Below are 16,440 nucleotides of genomic sequence, written 5' to 3'. Positions count from 1 at the left end.
ACGCTTCCTTTGTACTCACCCGAGAGACTCACTCTCGCGGCTTTCCTCCGGGCGCTTCCCTTCGGTGTTTCCGACTCTATCAGATCTTTTCTCGACCCGATTTCCTCGGTGCTTTCCAGGTTCCCGCTCTCGCGTTTCCCTTTCCAGCGGTTCCGACTTTATCAGAAACTCTGAGTCGGAATTTCCGCCCCGCTGGGGCCGGTTCCCCACGCTTGGTTGCGCCGGGTTCCCCTGCTGGCGGAGCCGTAAACGTACTGGAGCGAGGCACCTCGATGCAAATCGAGGTGCCTCGCTCCGGGTTCACCCGCGCGAGGCCTTGACGGAACGTCAGACCTCAACCACCACGGGCAGGATCATCGGCCTGCGCCGATACGTGTCGGAGACCCACTTGCCCAGGGTGCGTCGCACGAGCTGTTGGAGCTGGTGGGGCTCTACGACCCCGTCCTGCGCCGACCGCTCCAGCACCTCCGTGATCTTCGGGACCACATCGGCGAAGGCCGAGTCGTCAATGCCCGAGCCACGGGCGTGGACATGGGGACCTCCCGTGATCTTGCCCGTCGAGGAGTCCACCACCACGAAGACCGAGATGATGCCCTCGTCGCCGAGGATCTTGCGGTCCTTGAGCGCCGGCTCGCCGACGTCGCCGACCGAGAGACCGTCGACGTAGACGTAACCCGCCTGGACCTTGCCGGAGATCTTCGCCTTTCCCTCGATGAGGTCGACGGCGATGCCGTCCTCGGCGATGACGATCCGGTCGTGCGGGACGCCCGTCAGCGCGCCCAGTTCGGCGTTGGCCCGCAGATGGCGCCATTCACCGTGGACCGGCATCAGGTTCTTCGGGCGGCAGATGTTGTAGAAGTACAGCAGCTCGCCGGCCGAGGCGTGGCCCGAGACGTGCACCTTGGCGTTGCCCTTGTGCACGACGTTCGCGCCCCAGCGGGTCAGGCCGTTGATCACGCGGTACACCGCGTTCTCGTTGCCGGGGATCAGCGACGACGCAAGGATCACCGTGTCGCCTTCGACGATGCGGATCTGGTGGTCGCGGTTCGCCATGCGCGACAGCGCCGCCATCGGCTCGCCCTGCGAACCCGTGCACACCAGCACGACCTCGTTGTCCGGCAGGTCGTCCAGCGTCTTCACGTCCACGACCAGACCCGGCGGGACCTTCAGATAGCCCAGGTCTCTTGCGATGCCCATGTTCCGCACCATCGAGCGGCCGACGAAGGCGACCCGGCGGCCGTATTCGTGCGCCGCGTCCAGAATCTGCTGGATGCGGTGGACGTGGCTGGCGAAGCTCGCCACGATGATCCGCTTGCGGGCAGCCGCGAAGACCTGGCGCAGGACGTTGGAGATGTCGCGCTCGTGCGGGGTGAACCCGGGGACCTCGGCGTTGGTGGAGTCGGTGAGGAGAAGGTCGATGCCTTCCTCGCTCAGCCGTGCGAACGCGTGCAGATCCGTCAGACGGTTGTCCAGCGGCAGCTGGTCCATCTTGAAGTCGCCCGTGTGGACCACCATGCCGGCGGGGGTGCGGATGGCGACCGCGAGGGCGTCCGGAATGGAGTGGTTGACCGCGATGAACTCGCAGTCGAAGGGGCCGACGCGCTCGCGTTGGCCCTCGACCACCTCGAGCGTGTACGGACGGATGCGGTGTTCCTGGAGCTTCGCCTCGATCAGGGCGAGCGTCAGCTTGGAGCCGATCAGCGGAATGTCCGGCTTCTCGCGCAGCAGGAACGGGACGCCGCCGATGTGGTCCTCGTGGCCGTGCGTGAGGACGATGCCCTCGACGTCGTCGAGGCGATCACGGATGGACGAGAAGTCCGGCAGGATCAGGTCGATTCCGGGCTGCTCCTCCTCGGGGAAGAGCACTCCGCAGTCGACGATCAGGAGGCGGCCGCCGTACTCGAAGACGGTCATGTTCCGGCCGATTTCCCCGAGGCCGCCGAGTGGGGTGACCCTCAGGCCGCCTTCGGGGAGCTTCGGCGGCGGGCCGAGTTCAGGATGCGGATGACTCAAAAGACTCTCCTCACCACGCACGCCACGTACCTGTAGGGCACGTGGCGCGCATGACGTTCGTGCAAAAGCAGTTGTTGGTGTGGGGTGCAGGCACCTGTGTCCTGCCTATTCAGTTGTGAAGTCTTTGTCAGACCTGTACCCCGCCTGCGGCAAGATCGATCTTGAGCTGGGCGATCTCCTCGGGCGTGAGGTCGACCATGGGGGCGCGCAGGGGCCCTGCGGGCAGACCCTGGAGGGCGAGCGCGGCCTTGGTGGTCATGACGCCCTGGGTACGGAACATGCCGGTGAAGACCGGGAGCAGCTTCTGGTGGATCTCCAGCGCCTTCTGGACGTCGCCGCTCACGTAGGACTCGACCATGGCGCGCAGCTCGGGCGTGACGACGTGGCCGACGACCGAGACGAAGCCGACCGCGCCCACCGAGAGCAGAGGCAGGTTGAGCATGTCGTCGCCGGAGTACCAGGCAAGGCCGGACTGGGCGATGGCCCAGCTGGCGCGGCCGAGGTCGCCCTTGGCGTCCTTGTTGGCGACGATCCGCGGGTGCTCGGCGAGGCGGACGATGGTCTCGGTGTTGATCGGGACGCCGCTACGGCCGGGGATGTCGTAGAGCATGACGGGCAGCTCGGTGGCGTCGGCGATGGCCGTGAAGTGCCGGTACAGGCCCTCCTGAGGAGGCTTGTTGTAGTACGGCGTGACGGTCAGCAGGCCGTGCGCGCCGACCTTCTGCGCCGCGCGCGCCAGTTCGATGCTGTGGTGGGTGTCGTTCGTGCCGACACCGGCGACGATGTGGGCGCGGTCGCCGACCGCTTCCAGGACGGCTCGTACGAGATCCGATTTCTCCGCGTCGCTGGTGGTCGGGGACTCGCCTGTGGTGCCGTTGATGATCAGGCCGTCGTTGCCTGCGTCCACCAGGTGGGTGGCGAGCCGCTGCGCGCCGTCGAGGTCGAGTGCGCCGTCCGCCGTGAAGGGCGTGACCATGGCGGTGAGGATCCGCCCGAAGGGGATCTGCGGAGTGGAGGTCGGAGCCATGGGTAACACGCTACTCGCTGCTCCGGGCGGGGTCTGCCCTCGGGGGGCGGGAAAAGTCCGGACAAAGATGGAGCCCGGCACTGCCTGCTCGGGGGTTCAAGCAGTGCCGGGTCCGTTTGATCAGGCTAGATGAACTTCTCGAAATGCCGCAATACGGACACTTCGCTCGGTCGATGCGTACATCTGTGCCCGACCGGGAAGTGGGTGCGTACTACGGCGCCACGCGCCCGTTGGCATTGAAGGCCGCATACGTGAGGGGCATGAGCTTGGCCCACTCCGCCTCCATCTTCTCGCCGACCATCTCGATCTCCCGCTGTGGGAAGGACGGCACCCTGGCCAGCTCGTGCTGGGTGCGCAGACCGAGGAAGTGCATCAGCGATCGGGCGTTGCAGGTGGCGTACATCGAAGAGAACAGGCCCACCGGCAGGACCGAGCGGGCGACCTCGCGGGCGACTCCGGCGGCGAGCATCTCCCGGTACGCCTCGTAGGCGTGCACGTACGCGTCCTCCATGACGCGGCCGACCAGCTCCTGCTGGGCCTGGGTGCCCTCGACGAAGACGTACTTGCCCGGGCGGCCCTCCTGGACGAGCTTGCGGGACTCGCCGGGAACGTAGAAGACCGGCTGGAGCTCCCGGTACCTGCCCGACTCCTCGTTGTACGACCAGCCCACCCGATGCCGCATGAACTCACGGAAGACGAAGATCGGGGCGCTGATGAAGAACGTCATCGAGTTGTGCTCGAAGGGGCTGCCGTGCCGGTCCCGCATCAGGTAGTTGATCAGGCCCTTGGAGCGCTCGGGGTCCTTCTTCAGCTCGTCCAGGGACTGCTCGCCGGCGGTGGAGACGCGGGCGGCCCACAGCACGTCGGAGTCGGCCGCGCTGTGCTTGACCAGCTCGACGGTGACGTCGCTGCGGAAGCTGGGCTTGAGGTCGTCGGCGGGGGTGTCGGTCACGGCGTAGAAGGTCCTTCCCATCACAAGCTCGGGCGGCGCCCACTCTACGACCCGGCACCGACAACGGGGCGTTCGGTGCCGGGCCGCGACATTCGTCGGCGAACTTCTGCGAATTCGGTGAAACAGGGCACCTTTCGCGGCGTTCGCTCGTCTGTGTAGGTGACGGTGATTCGTTCCCGTCTCCCCGTCTCACCCACCCGGATCCCCGGCCCACGACCCTCAGAGGAGAAGCACTCCCATGTCCCGTCGGCGCGAGCCCGTACCGTTCGCCTTCCTCGCCGAAGCCGACTCCTTCCGCAGCAATGTCACTCCCCCGCCCCGCGAGCGTGCGTCCGCCGGTCAGAGGGCCGGGCGGTGGCTGCTGGGGCTCACCATCGTCGCGGCACTCGTCGGTGCCGTGGTCATAGGCGCGCCTGCCCTTTCGCAGCAGTCGCCCGTCGCGACCCAGCACTCCGAGGCCTCCACCGGGCGCTGAGGCCCCCGTCCGCCGACCGGCCCAGGGGCACCCCCCTGGGCCCCCTGGGGTGGTGGGCAAGGACACGGCTCGATAGCCTCACCGGGCACAGCCCCATGGACCGAGTGAGGATCTGCCGTGCCCCTGCCTTTCCTGACGGCCGACCGTGCTGACGACCAGGCAGCGAACGATCTCCCGCTGCCCTACGACGACAGCGACCGCTGGCGGCGCCCCTACCGACCCGGTCCGTGGAGGGTGGGCTCGGCCGCAATTCTGCTGCTGCTTGCCTCGTATGTGCTCGTCGCGGCGGTCATCATCGCGATCACCGGCACGCCGTCCGGCGCCGGCGGGGTCCTGGGCTTCGCGCTGGCCGTCATCGTCGTCGCCCTGCGGCTACTGCGGGTGGGTGTCTGGGTGAGCGCGCGCGGGCTGCGCCGGGTGGCGTTCTTCGGCACGCGTACGACGCCCTGGAAGCAGGTCGTCACGGTACGGACTGTGCAGCAGCCGGTGCGCTGGCTCGGGCTGCCACGCACGGTGCAGGGCCAGGCGCTGACCCTCGTCCGCCAGGGCCGTGCGCCCGAGGACACACCTCCGCTGCTGACCACGCACGACGCCGACTTCCTGGCGCGTCCGCAGGCCTTCGACCGGGCGGCGGACACGGTCGAGGCCTGGGCCGCGGAGTATCACCGGGGCTGACGCGGTACGACGAAGGGGCCGCCCCGATTTCCGGGGGGGGCCCCCTTCGTCGCGCGCCGTACGGCTCAGGCCTCGACCGTCCTGCCCTCGTGCAGGGCGATCGCCCGCTGCATCGCCTTGCGGGCGCGGGGCGTGTCGCGGGCGTCGTGGTAGGCGATCGCCAGCCGGAACCAGCTGCGCCAGTCGTCCGGGGCGGCCTCCGTCTCCGCCTTGCGCCTGGCGAAGACCTCGTCGGCCGAATCGCGGTCGATCCGGCCGCTCGGCGTGCGCCGCAGCTCGTCGAGAGGCAGGCCGCCCTCGGCGTCCAGCTCGGCCGCGAGCCGGTTGGCCTTGCGGACGAACTGCGTGTTCTTCCAGAGGAACCAGACGCCGATGACCGGCAGGATCAGCACCGCGACGCCGAAGGTGACGGTGATCGGCGTGCCGTTCTGGATCAGGAGCACGCCGCGGCTGCCGACCAGGACGAAGTAGACGACCAGGACGGCGGCCGTGACGGCGTAGGTGATCTTCGCGCGCATGACGGCTACTTCAGGTCGAGGAAGTGCTCCAGGCCGAAGGTCAGGCCCGGAGTGGTCACGACGCGGCGGACGCCGAGCAGGATGCCCGGCATGAAGCTGCTGTGGTGCAGCGAGTCATGGCGGATGGTGAGCGTCTCGCCCTCGCCGCCCAGCAGAACCTCCTGGTGGGCGAGCAGACCGCGCAGGCGGACCGCATGCACCGGGACACCGTCGACGTTCGCGCCGCGGGCGCCGTCCAGGGCCGTCACCGTGGCGTCGGGCTGCGGGGCGCTGCCCGCCTTCGCGCGTGCTGCGGCGATGAGCTGGGCGGTGCGCGTGGCGGTGCCGCTCGGGGCGTCCACCTTGTTCGGGTGGTGCAGCTCGACGACTTCGACGGACTCGAAGTAGGGGGCGGCCACCTCGGCGAACTTCATCGTCAGCACGGCGCCGATGGAGAAGTTCGGGGCGATGAGGACGCCCGTCTCCGGGAACCCGTCCAGCCAGCCCTTCAGCTGCGCAAGGCGCTCGTCGGTCCAGCCCGTCGTGCCGACCACGGCGTGGATGCCGTGCCGTACGCAGAAGTCGAGGTTGCCCATCACCGAGGCCGGGGTGGTCAGCTCGACCACGACCTGAGCACCGGCGTCCGCGAGGGTCTCCAGCTTGTCGCCCCGGCCGAGGGCGGCGACCAGTTCCATGTCCTCGGCGGCTTCGACGGCCCGTACCGCCTCCGAACCGATCCGGCCCCGGGCCCCGAGGACCGCCACGCGCAGCTTGCTCATCTCTCTTGCTTCCTTACCGGAGGGGATTACGCGACCGCATCGTGCAGACGGGACGCCTGCTTGTCCTTGAGGGGGCCGATGACCGACAGCGAGGGCCGCTGTCCCAGGATGTCCCGGGCCACGGACCGGACGTCGTCCGGGGTCACCGCGGCTATCCGGGCCAGCATGTCGTCGACGGACATCTGGTCGCCCCAGCACAGCTCACTCTTGCCGATACGGTTCATCAGCGCACCGGTGTCCTCCAGTCCGAGGACCGTGGACCCCCGGAGCTGGCCGATGGCGCGGGAGATCTCGTCGTCGGACAGTCCGTGCTCGGCCACGTGGTCCAGCTCGTCACGGCAGATCTTGAGCACGTCGTGCACCTGGCTCGGACGGCAGCCGGCGTACACACCGAAGAGTCCGCAGTCGGCGAAGCCCGAGGTGTACGAGTACACGCTGTACGCGAGGCCCCGCTTCTCCCGGACCTCCTGGAACAGCCGGGACGACATGCCACCGCCGAGCGCGGTGTTCAGCACCCCGAGGGCCCAGCGGCGGTCGTCGGTGCGGGCCAGGCCGGGCATGCCGAGGACGACGTGCGCCTGTTCGGTCTTGCGGCCCAGCAGCTCGACGCGGCCGGCGGTGCGGATGGCGCGGCGGCCGTCGCGCGGGGCGATGGGCTCGGCGTCCGTCCGGATCAGGGCACCCGCCTTCTCGAAGGCGGCACGCACCAGACGTACGACCTTCTGGTGGTCGACATTGCCGGCGCACGCGACCACCAGATGGGTGGGGTCGTAGTGCTTCCTGTAGAACCGGCGGATGCGGTCGGCGGTGAGGGCGTTGACGGTGTCGACCGTGCCGAGGACGGGGCGGCCGAGCGGGTTGTCGCCGAACATGGTGTGCGCGAACAGGTCGTGCACACAGTCGCCCGGGTCGTCCTCCGTCATCGCGATCTCCTCGAGGATCGCGCCGCGCTCGACGTTGACGTCCTCCTCGAGGATCAGCGAGCCGGTGAGCATGTCGCAGACGACGTCGATGGCGAGCGGCAGGTCGGTGTCGAGCACGCGCGCGTAGTAGCACGTGTACTCCTTCGCCGTGAACGCGTTCATCTCGCCGCCGACCGCGTCGATCGCGGCGGAGATGTCGAGGGCGCTTCTGCGCTGCGTGCCCTTGAAGAGCAGGTGCTCCAGATAGTGCGTGGCGCCGTTCAGGGCCGGCGTCTCGTCGCGCGAGCCGACGTGCGCCCAGATGCCGAAGGTGGCGGAGCGCACGGAGGGCAGCGTCTCGGTGACGATCCGCAGACCACCCGGGAGGGTGGTCTTGCGTACCGTACCGATGCCGTTCTCGCCCTTGATCAGGGTTTGGGTACGGGCAACGGCCCGCGCCTCCGGAGAGGTGCGGGCCGTCGCCTTGAAGCCACGGGACGTCACTTGTCGGTGTCGTCCTTCGCCTCGGAGCCCGCGGCGGAGCCGCTGTCGGATGCAGCCTCGCCCTCGATCACGGGGATGAGGGAGAGCTTGCCGCGGGAGTCGATCTCGGCGATCTCGACCTGGACCTTCTGGCCCACGCCGAGGACGTCCTCGACGTTCTCCACGCGCTTGCCGCCCGCGAGCTTGCGGATCTGCGAGATGTGCAGCAGACCGTCCTTGCCCGGGAGCAGCGAGACGAACGCACCGAAGGTGGTCGTCTTGACGACCGTGCCCAGGTAGCGCTCGCCGACCTCCGGCATGGTCGGGTTGGCGATGCCGTTGATCGTGGCGCGGGCGGCCTCGGCGGACGGGCCGTCGGCGGCACCGATGTAGATCGTGCCGTCGTCCTCGATCGTGATCTCGGCGCCGGTGTCCTCCTGGATCTGGTTGATCATCTTGCCCTTGGGGCCGATGACCTCACCGATCTTGTCGACCGGGATCTTGACGGTGATGATCCGCGGGGCGTGCGGGGACATCTCGTCGGGCCGGTCGATGGCCTCCATCATCACGTCGAGGATGTGGAGACGGGCGTCACGGGCCTGCTTCAGGGCCGCGGCCAGGACGGAGGCCGGGATGCCGTCCAGCTTGGTGTCGAGCTGGAGGGCGGTCACGAACTCCTTCGTACCGGCGACCTTGAAGTCCATGTCGCCGAAGGCGTCCTCCGCACCGAGGATGTCGGTGAGGGTGACGTAGTGCGTCTCGCCGTCGATCTCCTGGGAGATCAGACCCATGGCGATACCGGCGACCGGGGCCTTGAGCGGCACACCGGCGTTCAGCAGCGACATGGTGGAGGCGCAGACCGAGCCCATGGACGTCGAGCCGTTGGAGCCGAGGGCCTCGGACACCTGACGGATCGCGTACGGGAACTCCTCGCGCGTCGGCAGGACCGGCACCAGGGCGCGCTCGGCGAGGGCGCCGTGGCCGATCTCGCGGCGCTTCGGGGAGCCGACGCGGCCGGTCTCGCCGGTGGAGTACGGCGGGAAGTTGTAGTTGTGCATGTAACGCTTGCGCGTCACCGGGGAGAGGGTGTCGAGCTGCTGCTCCATGCGCAGCATGTTCAGCGTGGTCACGCCCAGGATCTGGGTCTCGCCGCGCTCGAACAGGGCCGAACCGTGGACCCGCGGGATGGCCTCGACCTCGGCGGCGAGCGTACGGATGTCCGTCACGCCACGGCCGTCGATGCGCTTCTTCTCCTTGATGACGCGCTCACGGACCAGGGTCTTGGTCAGCGAGCGGTACGCGGCGGAGATCTCCTTCTCGCGGCCCTCGAACTCCGGCAGGAGCTTCTCGGCGGCGAGCTGCTTGACGCGGTCCAGCTCGGACTCGCGCTCCTGCTTGCCGCCGATGGTGAGCGCCTGGGCCAGCTCGGGGCGGACCGCGGCGGTCAGCGCCTCCAGGACGTCGTCCTCGTAGTCGAGGAAGATCGGGAACTCGGCGGTCGGCTTGGCTGCCTTCGCGGCGAGGTCCGCCTGGGCCTTGCACAGCACCTTGATGAAGGGCTTCGCGGCCTCCAGACCGGCGGCGACGACCTCCTCGGTCGGCGCCTCGGCGCCGCCCTTGACCAGGTGGATGGTCTTGTCGGTGGCCTCGGCCTCGACCATCATGATCGCGACGTCGCCGTCCTCCAGGGCGCGGCCCGCGACCACCATGTCGAAGACGGCGTCCTCGAGCTCGGTGTGCGTCGGGAAGGCGACCCACTGGCCGTTGATCAGCGCGACGCGGACGCCGCCGATCGGGCCGGAGAAGGGCAGACCGGCCAGCTGCGTGGACGCGGACGCGGCGTTGATCGCCACGACGTCGTACAGGTGGTCGGGGTTGAGCGCCATGATGGTGGCGACGACCTGGATCTCGTTGCGCAGGCCCTTCTTGAAGGACGGGCGCAGCGGACGGTCGATGAGCCGGCAGGTGAGGATGGCGTCCTCGGACGGACGGCCCTCACGGCGGAAGAAGGAACCGGGGATCTTCCCGGCCGCGTACATCCGCTCCTCGACGTCGACCGTCAGCGGGAAGAAGTCGAGCTGGTCCTTGGGGTTCTTGGACGCGGTGGTGGCCGACAGGACCATCGTGTCGTCGTCCAGGTACGCCACGGCGGAGCCGGCGGCCTGCTTGGCCAGGCGGCCCGTCTCGAAGCGGATCGTACGGGTGCCGAAGGAGCCGTTGTCGATGACGGCCTCGGCGTAGTGGGTCTCGTTCTCCACTAGCGTTTTCTCCTCGTCTTCGTCCCCGGCTGCCCGTGTGGCAGGGGGACGGTGGCGGAGAAGCGCGCCGTCTGGTGCGGACCGGTCTTCGATCGAAGCACCCGGGGCTCACTTCCCCCCGGGGGCCACTACCGAGGACCGGCGGCGGCGAGGTGCGCTCCTCCTCGTTCGGTGTGTGCGGCGTTACCCGGTGTGTCCAGGCACTCCTCACACGGTGTCGTGCGTATTGCGTTGTGCTACCACACTACAAAGGCGCGGTGTCAGTCCGCACGTACAGCAAAGGGAGCGGCCCCCTTCGTACGGGAACCGCTCCCTTCGCGGCGTCTTACTTGGCGCCCGCCGCACCGCGGCGGATGCCGAGGCGGTCGACCAGCACACGGAAGCGCTGGATGTCCTTCTTGGCCAGGTACTGCAGCAGACGGCGACGCTGACCGACCAGGATCAGCAGACCACGACGGGAGTGGTGGTCGTGCTTGTGGGTCTTGAGGTGCTCGGTCAGGTCCGAGATGCGGCGGGAGAGCATCGCGACCTGGACCTCGGGGGAGCCGGTGTCGCCCTCCTTGGTACCGAACTCGGCCATGATCTGCTTCTTCGTAGCGGCGTCGAGCGACACGCGTACTCCTCGTAGTCTTCTGAATGCCTCCGAGTGCCCCTGGTCTTCTTCTCAGGGAGGCTTCCATGACTCGGGAGGCAGGGGATCCGCCGGGCGCGGCCTCCGGAACCCTGGGCGTCCCTTTCGGGGGCTCGGGTGGGGTCCGGGGGTGCGTACACGAACGGCCGTCACACAGCGTACCAGTCTGGACGGACGTGCTTGTCCGGGGGCCGGTCAGCCGGTCCCGAACCCCTCCGCGACCGTCTCGCTGTCCCCCTCGCCGTCCTTGCCGGCCGGCCCGGCGACCGTAGTCACCGCGAAGAAGATACGGCCGTGCTCGAAGCGGACGTCCGCGTCGTCGAGGAGCGGCAGGCTGTCGGCGTTGAAGACCAGCAGCACGGTCTGCTTCCCCGTGGCGGGATCAATGCTCATGGCGGCGTTCAGTGCGTCACCGACGGCCGCCCGGTACGCGATGAGCCGGTCGCCGCTCATCCGGATGGGGTAGATGGGGCGGCTGGACTTCGCGTCGAACTTGCGCAGGCTCTTCCCGGTGGCCAGATCGAAGGCGACGATTTCGTTGGCCGCCTGCCCTCGGGCCGCCGTGCCGAACTCGCGGGGCGCCGTGGCGACGTACAGCTGCCCGTTTCCGACGACCACGCCCTCGCAGTTCTCGATCGGGTCCGTCACGTCGGTGCCGCACTTGGTGGCGTATTTGTCGTGGGGCACCGAGATCGATGCCCGGTGTGTTCCCCGATCGCTGAGGGAGATCAGGTCGCTGACGTACATGTCGCCCGCAGCCACCGCAACGACGGCGGGGGACGAGGAGACCAGGCGTACGTCCTCGACGCCGGGCGCCACCTGGTAGTTCCACTCCGACTTGCCGGTCGCGGGGTTCGTCCCCTGGACCAGGAACCTCTTGTTTGTTCCGCTCCCGCATGTCACGAGGCGTACCAGGGCCTTGCCGCCTGCGTACCCGCTGTCCTTGCAGAACGACTGTGCCTCGTGCGACCACAGCAGCTTGCCGTCGGCCATGGCGTAGGCCGCCGAGCCCGCGTCCCACGCCGCGACGACCTTGCCCTTCATCGACGTGACGGTGATCCCCATGAGGCCGTTCCTGGGCAGCTTCACGTGCCACAGCTGCTTGCCGGTGTCGATGTCGAACATCGCGAGCTGGTCGCAGGACTGGCCCGGGGCCGTGTCGTTGGGGTCGACTTTCTGGGGCGCCTCGCCCGAGAAGACCATGGCGGTGCGACCGTCCACGGTGACGTGCCGGGTCGCGGCGCAGACGGCGCCCGGGAAGGCGAGTTTCCAGGCCACCTGGCCGGTGCCGATCCTGAAGCCGGTGATCCGGTTGTCCAGGGTCTTGGCGAAGGTCTTGTCGGTCGCCCATGTTCCCCAGGCGTCCAGGTTCTGGTTCACCTTGAGCTTGGTGCGGTAGTCGACGGCGGTTGTCCCCTCCGGGCTGGCCGGAGGCCGCTCGACCGTGTCCCGGATGTCGTCGGGATTCTGTCGCGCGGCCACCGGGCGCCGGTCCGAAGGGCTGTCACCGGCCGCGTACGACAGTGCCCAGACTCCCGCGCACAGCACGGCGACCGCTGTCGCCACGGCGGCGAACGTGATCAGTTTGCGGCGCTTCTTGCGGTTCTCGGCCTCCACAGCGGACTGGGTGTAGATGGAGGGCGGCGGGCCGAAGCTCACGTCGGAATGCCTTTCAGCTGCTGGTTCATGGCCTGGACGGCCGCATACGGGTCGAAAGCGGCGAGCGTCGGCGGGAGCGCTGCGACCGGGACGAAGTCCGCGTCCCGGGGCCCGCCGCGCTTCTGAGCGCTACTCGGCGCTCCCGATGCCGATGGCACCCAGGACGGCGTTCTTGGGGTACTTCGCGTCCGGCGTCAGTTCCCGCTTCGCGAAGAAGACCCGGCCCTGCTCGACGATGATGTCCGAGTCCTCCGGGTCGCTGAGCGCGCTGTCGTCGTCGCTCGGGAGGGCGAAGAAGAGGAACGGCGTCGACTTGCCCGTGCGCGGATTCCAGAGCACCACCGCCGAAGGGCCGATGTCGTCCGCGGTGTTCCGGTACACCAGGAGCTGATCCCCGCTCATACGCAGCGGGTAGACCGGCTGCAGCGCCCGCCCCTCGAACTTCCGGATGGTCTTCCCCGTCCTGATGTCGAACGCCATGATCCAGTTCGACGCCTGGTCGATCTCGGTCTCGTCCTTGCTCGCGACGAAGACTTCGTTCCGTCCGACGACCATGCCGTCGCAGTACTCCACGTCGCCGAAGTACGACGACGCCCCGTACCGCTGGCCGCACATGGGGTCGTAGGCCTCCCCGTGCATGGTGATGGTGGCAAGGCGGTTGCCGTGACCGTCGAGCGTGATCAGGTCGGTCACCGTGATGTCGCCCGCCCCGACGGCGATGACCGGCGGATCGGACGAGGGAAGGTAGACCGCCTGGACTCCCTTGTCGACCTTGTACGTCCACTCGGGCCGGCCCGTACGGGGTTCGACCTTCTGCACCTCGAACGTCCGGTCGCTCGCTTGCCCGCACTGCCTGAGAGCGAGGAGGGCGCGACCGCCCGCGAAGCCCTTGTCCATGCACGTGGAGACGCTGCTCTTCCAGAGCTGCTTGCCGGCCTTCATGTCGTACGCGACCGAGCCCTCGCCCCAGGCGATGGCGACGGTGCCCCGCGTCATCGTCAGGTTGATGTTCGTGACGTATGCGTGGGTGGCGTTCGGCATCTTCGCCTGCCACAGCTTCTTACCGGTGTCGATGTCGAAGAACAGCACCTCGTCGCAGACACCCGAGGACGTGGATCCCTTGGGCTTGGTGGGCTGGACGACCACCGCGGTACGGCCGTCCGCGGTGACGTGCGGGGTGGTGGCGCAGATGTGGCCGTCCAGTTGGATGGTCCACGCCGTTTCGTCCATGTTGCCGTCATCGATCTTGAACCCGGTGATCGTGTGGGCGACGCCCTTGGCGAAGATCTTGCGGGTGGCCCAGGTGCCCGGCGCGTAGCGGGGGTCGGCGTCGTTCTTCTCGAGGTTCTTCTCGTTGTGGTCGATCACCACCGCGCCCTCGGGGCTGCGGGGGACCTTCTCGACCGTTTCCCTGATCTCGTCCGGCGCCTGCCGGGCCACCGCGGGCCTGGTGTTCGACGTCTGCCCGCCGGGCCCGTGCCACAGCAGCCAACCGCCTACCGCGAGGACGACGACGACAAGGCCGGTCACGACGGCGAGCAGTCGCCTGCGGTGCCGCGTTCGGGTGTTGTCCGCCGCCACGGCGGACTGGGTGTATACCGAAGGAGGTGGGCCGAAGCTCACGTCTCAATACCTTTCCTGCTGGTCATGGCCCGGGCGGCCGGAAACACGTCGAAGATGGCGGGCGTTGGCGGGATCGGCGCAAGCGGGACGAAACCCTCGGCGATCTCCGGGAAGCGGTCCGGAAGGACGTCAGGCTGCCGAGCGGCAGAACCGTCGGCAGACGAGGTGGCGGCAGGCCGGGGTGCCCCTCGACCGGGCTCCGGTAACCGGCCCGCCCGCTGCGGCCACCGTCATGCTCACCTGTTCCCCCTCGGTGATGGTTGTGCGTCGGCACTGTGAAGATCCTGCGCCGCTCCCCCGGAAGGCTCCGTCGCGGAGCCGTCAAGGGGTCCTTGGGGCCGGTCACTTGGCCGCTCACGCTTTTGGATCGCGTGAAATGCCCTGATTCTCCGGCCTGTTCGCGTGTGCTCACGCGAACGCCGGAACCCTACCGCCAGGGGGCGCCGCCTGTTCCGTTGGCCGGTAGGGGAGGCGTGATGACCAGTAGGGTGAGCGGACAGTTCGTTCGCACGTCAGGAAGGGGCCGTCTCACCATGGCCGAGGCTCAGGACAAGGGTGTCGAGGCACGGGCCGAGGACATCAAGGCACGCAAGGAGCGGGAGAAGAACGAGCTCTACGCCCTCGACATCTCCGACGTCGAATGGCACAGCGCGCCCGGCACCGAGGAGCACGAGGAGCGCGTCGAGATTGCGTATCTGCCGGGAGGAGCGGTGGCCATGCGGTCCTCCCTCGACCCCGACACGGTACTGCGGTACACGGAGGCGGAGTGGCGGGCGTTCGTCCTGGGCGCGCGCGACGGGGAGTTCGACCTGGAGCCGGCGCCGCACAACGGAGGGCCGGCGGCGGAGTAAGAGCCGTAGCGTTTTCGGTTGACGGACAGTTCCCGAGCCCGTTTGCCGGACCGCCGACTGCAACGGCGGCCGGTCATGAGGTGATTGAGACCGGTTCACACCCTGTATTCGTCCGTTTTGCTCATCGATGGCATCCGGTTTGTGAACGGTCATGGTTCATAGGCGTGTCAGGTACGAGCATGGTGTGACGCGACGGGAGGGCGCGGAGCGGCGGACGGGCCTGCCGTGGGGACGGTCGTGGTGATTAGGCTGGTACCGGGCGCCACACCAGAACCTGTGGCGGGCCGTCGGCGCCCCAGGGGGGATTGCCGGGCGGAATCGGACTACATCGGACGACTTCGTACAACGAGAGCGGTCGCCCCAGCACGGCATGAGGGTGCTCGACCACACCAGGAGGAACTGTGAGCAGCGATCGGAACGGGATCCGCGGGGGCTGGGCTTCACCCGACGATGACCAGTCCGACGCCGAGTCCGCCATCGAGATGACGGGCGAGTTCACCATCGACTACGCGCCACCCGCCTGGTACACGCAGAACGCGTCCGCGGGGTCGGCGGACACGTCGTCTTCGGACCCGGCACCGGCCCCGGAGGCGCCGGTTCCTACGGCTCCCGTTCCGCCCGTACCGCCGGCTCCGGTTCCGCCCGTACCGCCGGCTCCGGTTCCGCCCGTACCGCCGGCTCCGGTTCCGCCCGCGCCGCCGGTTCCCTCCGCGGACGCCGCCTCGGCTCCGCCGGCCGCACCTCCCGGTCCGGTCGACAACCCCGCCGGTGCGTCCGACCCCACGTCCGACGAGGGCTTTCCCGTGTGGACGCCGTCGGCCGACGAGCCCGCGACCGGAGGCCTGGAGAGCGGCGCCACAATGCGGTTCTCCCCGGTCGCGCTCAAGCAGGAGTTCGAGCAGCTGGCGGCCGCGAGCAAGGCGGCCGAGGGCTTCGGAACGAGCGCGCCCGACGCGCAGGAGGGCACGGAAGGCGCCCGGGACGGGGGCGACTTCGAACTGACCGCGCCCTCGGCCGAGGCCGGAGCATCGGCCTCCGGTGACGGCGGCCAGAGCGGCGGCTCGGAGGCTGCCGCAGGCGTGGGCGCCGAGGACGAGCCCGGCTCCGCCGCCCAGGACGCGAGCGGTGCGGCCGCCGCCGCGGGTGACACCGGATCCGCCTCGGAGGCGACCGGTGAGGGCGAGGGTGCGCCGTCCACCGATGCTCCCGCCGCGGCCCCTGTCGCCCCGGCTCCCGTCGTCTCCGGCGCCGAGGCCCCCGACGGGTCCGACTCCCCCTCCTCCGACGCCACTTCCCCCGACGCCGCCTCCGCCCCCGTCTCCGCACCGGGGGATGCTGCGGAGCAGGAACCCGAGGACGGGAGCGGCCGCGTGACGGCGGCGCAGGACGCCGAGCCCGCCGCTGTCGTACCAGCCGCACAGCAGCCCGCCGACGCCGCCAAGGCCGACGACGCCCCTGCCGCACCCCCCGCCGCCCCGGATGACGCCGCGAACGCGCAGGCGCCGCAGGGCTGGACCCCGCCGCCGGTGCCGCACAGCACGGTTCCGCCGCTGCCGCCCGCCTACCAGCCTGCCGCGCCCGGCCCGGCGGCGCAGTGGCCTGCCATGCCCCAGCC

At 69.1% G+C, this 16,440-nt stretch carries 14 protein-coding genes; 4 read left to right on the top strand and 10 right to left on the bottom strand.

Annotation, left to right across the window (positions count from 1 at the left end; translation table 11 throughout):
- Nucleotides 1–327: 327 nt before the first annotated feature.
- The 3 genes from ABT186_RS45005 to thyX all read right to left on the bottom strand — a co-directional run bounded on the left by ABT186_RS45005 (nucleotide 328) and on the right by thyX (nucleotide 3,992).
- Nucleotides 328–2,013, bottom strand: a complete 1,686-nt coding sequence (locus ABT186_RS45005; RefSeq protein WP_351237625.1) for a ribonuclease J — start codon at nucleotides 2,011–2,013, stop codon at nucleotides 328–330.
- A 127-nt stretch (nucleotides 2,014–2,140) separates the two neighbouring features.
- Nucleotides 2,141–3,040, bottom strand: coding sequence for a 4-hydroxy-tetrahydrodipicolinate synthase (gene dapA / locus ABT186_RS45000; RefSeq protein WP_351237627.1), 900 nt, complete (start codon nucleotides 3,038–3,040; stop codon nucleotides 2,141–2,143).
- A 211-nt stretch (nucleotides 3,041–3,251) separates the two neighbouring features.
- Nucleotides 3,252–3,992 carry an FAD-dependent thymidylate synthase gene (thyX, locus tag ABT186_RS44995; protein WP_351237629.1) on the bottom strand — a complete coding sequence of 247 codons (741 nt, stop codon included), beginning with the start codon at nucleotides 3,990–3,992 and terminating at the stop codon, nucleotides 3,252–3,254.
- A gap of 238 nt (nucleotides 3,993–4,230) precedes the next feature.
- Here thyX and ABT186_RS44990 point away from each other — a divergent pair, with 238 nt between their 5' ends.
- Together ABT186_RS44990 and ABT186_RS44985 are read left to right on the top strand one after the other, a co-directional pair.
- Complete coding sequence (locus ABT186_RS44990) at nucleotides 4,231–4,467, top strand: hypothetical protein (protein WP_351237631.1); 237 nt, start codon at nucleotides 4,231–4,233, stop codon at nucleotides 4,465–4,467.
- Nucleotides 4,468–4,584: 117 nt separating this feature from the next.
- Complete coding sequence (locus tag ABT186_RS44985; RefSeq protein WP_351237633.1) at nucleotides 4,585–5,142, top strand: SCO5741 family PH domain-containing membrane protein; 558 nt, start codon at nucleotides 4,585–4,587, stop codon at nucleotides 5,140–5,142.
- Nucleotides 5,143–5,207: 65 nt separating this feature from the next.
- Here ABT186_RS44985 and ABT186_RS44980 read toward each other — a convergent pair whose 3' ends face one another.
- The 7 genes from ABT186_RS44980 to ABT186_RS44950 form a co-directional block, all read right to left on the bottom strand.
- Nucleotides 5,208–5,660, bottom strand: a complete 453-nt coding sequence (locus ABT186_RS44980; protein WP_351235842.1) for a tetratricopeptide repeat protein — start codon at nucleotides 5,658–5,660, stop codon at nucleotides 5,208–5,210.
- Between the two features lie 5 nt (nucleotides 5,661–5,665).
- Nucleotides 5,666–6,418 carry a 4-hydroxy-tetrahydrodipicolinate reductase gene (gene dapB, locus ABT186_RS44975; protein WP_351235840.1) on the bottom strand — a complete coding sequence of 251 codons (753 nt, stop codon included), beginning with the start codon at nucleotides 6,416–6,418 and terminating at the stop codon, nucleotides 5,666–5,668.
- Nucleotides 6,419–6,444: 26 nt separating this feature from the next.
- Complete coding sequence (locus ABT186_RS44970; protein ID WP_351235838.1) at nucleotides 6,445–7,824, bottom strand: M16 family metallopeptidase; 1,380 nt, start codon at nucleotides 7,822–7,824, stop codon at nucleotides 6,445–6,447.
- Entirely contained in the window at nucleotides 7,821–10,061 is a 2,241-nt protein-coding gene (locus ABT186_RS44965; RefSeq protein WP_351235836.1) for a polyribonucleotide nucleotidyltransferase, read from the bottom strand. The genes ABT186_RS44970 and ABT186_RS44965 overlap by 4 nt, the downstream gene beginning before the upstream one ends.
- A gap of 325 nt (nucleotides 10,062–10,386) precedes the next feature.
- Nucleotides 10,387–10,674, bottom strand: a complete 288-nt coding sequence (gene rpsO / locus ABT186_RS44960; RefSeq protein ID WP_351235834.1) for a 30S ribosomal protein S15 — start codon at nucleotides 10,672–10,674, stop codon at nucleotides 10,387–10,389.
- Nucleotides 10,675–10,887: 213 nt separating this feature from the next.
- Nucleotides 10,888–12,351, bottom strand: coding sequence for an outer membrane protein assembly factor BamB family protein (locus ABT186_RS44955; protein WP_351930182.1), 1,464 nt, complete (start codon nucleotides 12,349–12,351; stop codon nucleotides 10,888–10,890).
- A 129-nt stretch (nucleotides 12,352–12,480) separates the two neighbouring features.
- A complete protein-coding gene (locus ABT186_RS44950; RefSeq protein WP_351930180.1) occupies nucleotides 12,481–13,974 on the bottom strand; it encodes an outer membrane protein assembly factor BamB family protein in 1,494 nt (497 codons plus the stop codon).
- 533 nt (nucleotides 13,975–14,507) lie between these two features.
- Here ABT186_RS44950 and ABT186_RS44945 point away from each other — a divergent pair.
- Nucleotides 14,508–14,825, top strand: coding sequence for a DUF397 domain-containing protein (locus ABT186_RS44945; RefSeq protein ID WP_351235828.1), 318 nt, complete (start codon nucleotides 14,508–14,510; stop codon nucleotides 14,823–14,825).
- Nucleotides 14,826–15,226: 401 nt separating this feature from the next.
- A partial coding sequence (locus ABT186_RS44940; RefSeq protein ID WP_351930178.1) for an SCO5717 family growth-regulating ATPase occupies nucleotides 15,227–16,440 on the top strand: 1,214 nt, incomplete at its 3' end.

Source organism: Streptomyces sp. NPDC001634, assembly GCF_040298185.1.
Taxonomy (GTDB): domain Bacteria; phylum Actinomycetota; class Actinomycetes; order Streptomycetales; family Streptomycetaceae; genus Streptomyces.
This window is presented reverse-complemented; position numbering and strand designations above follow the sequence as displayed.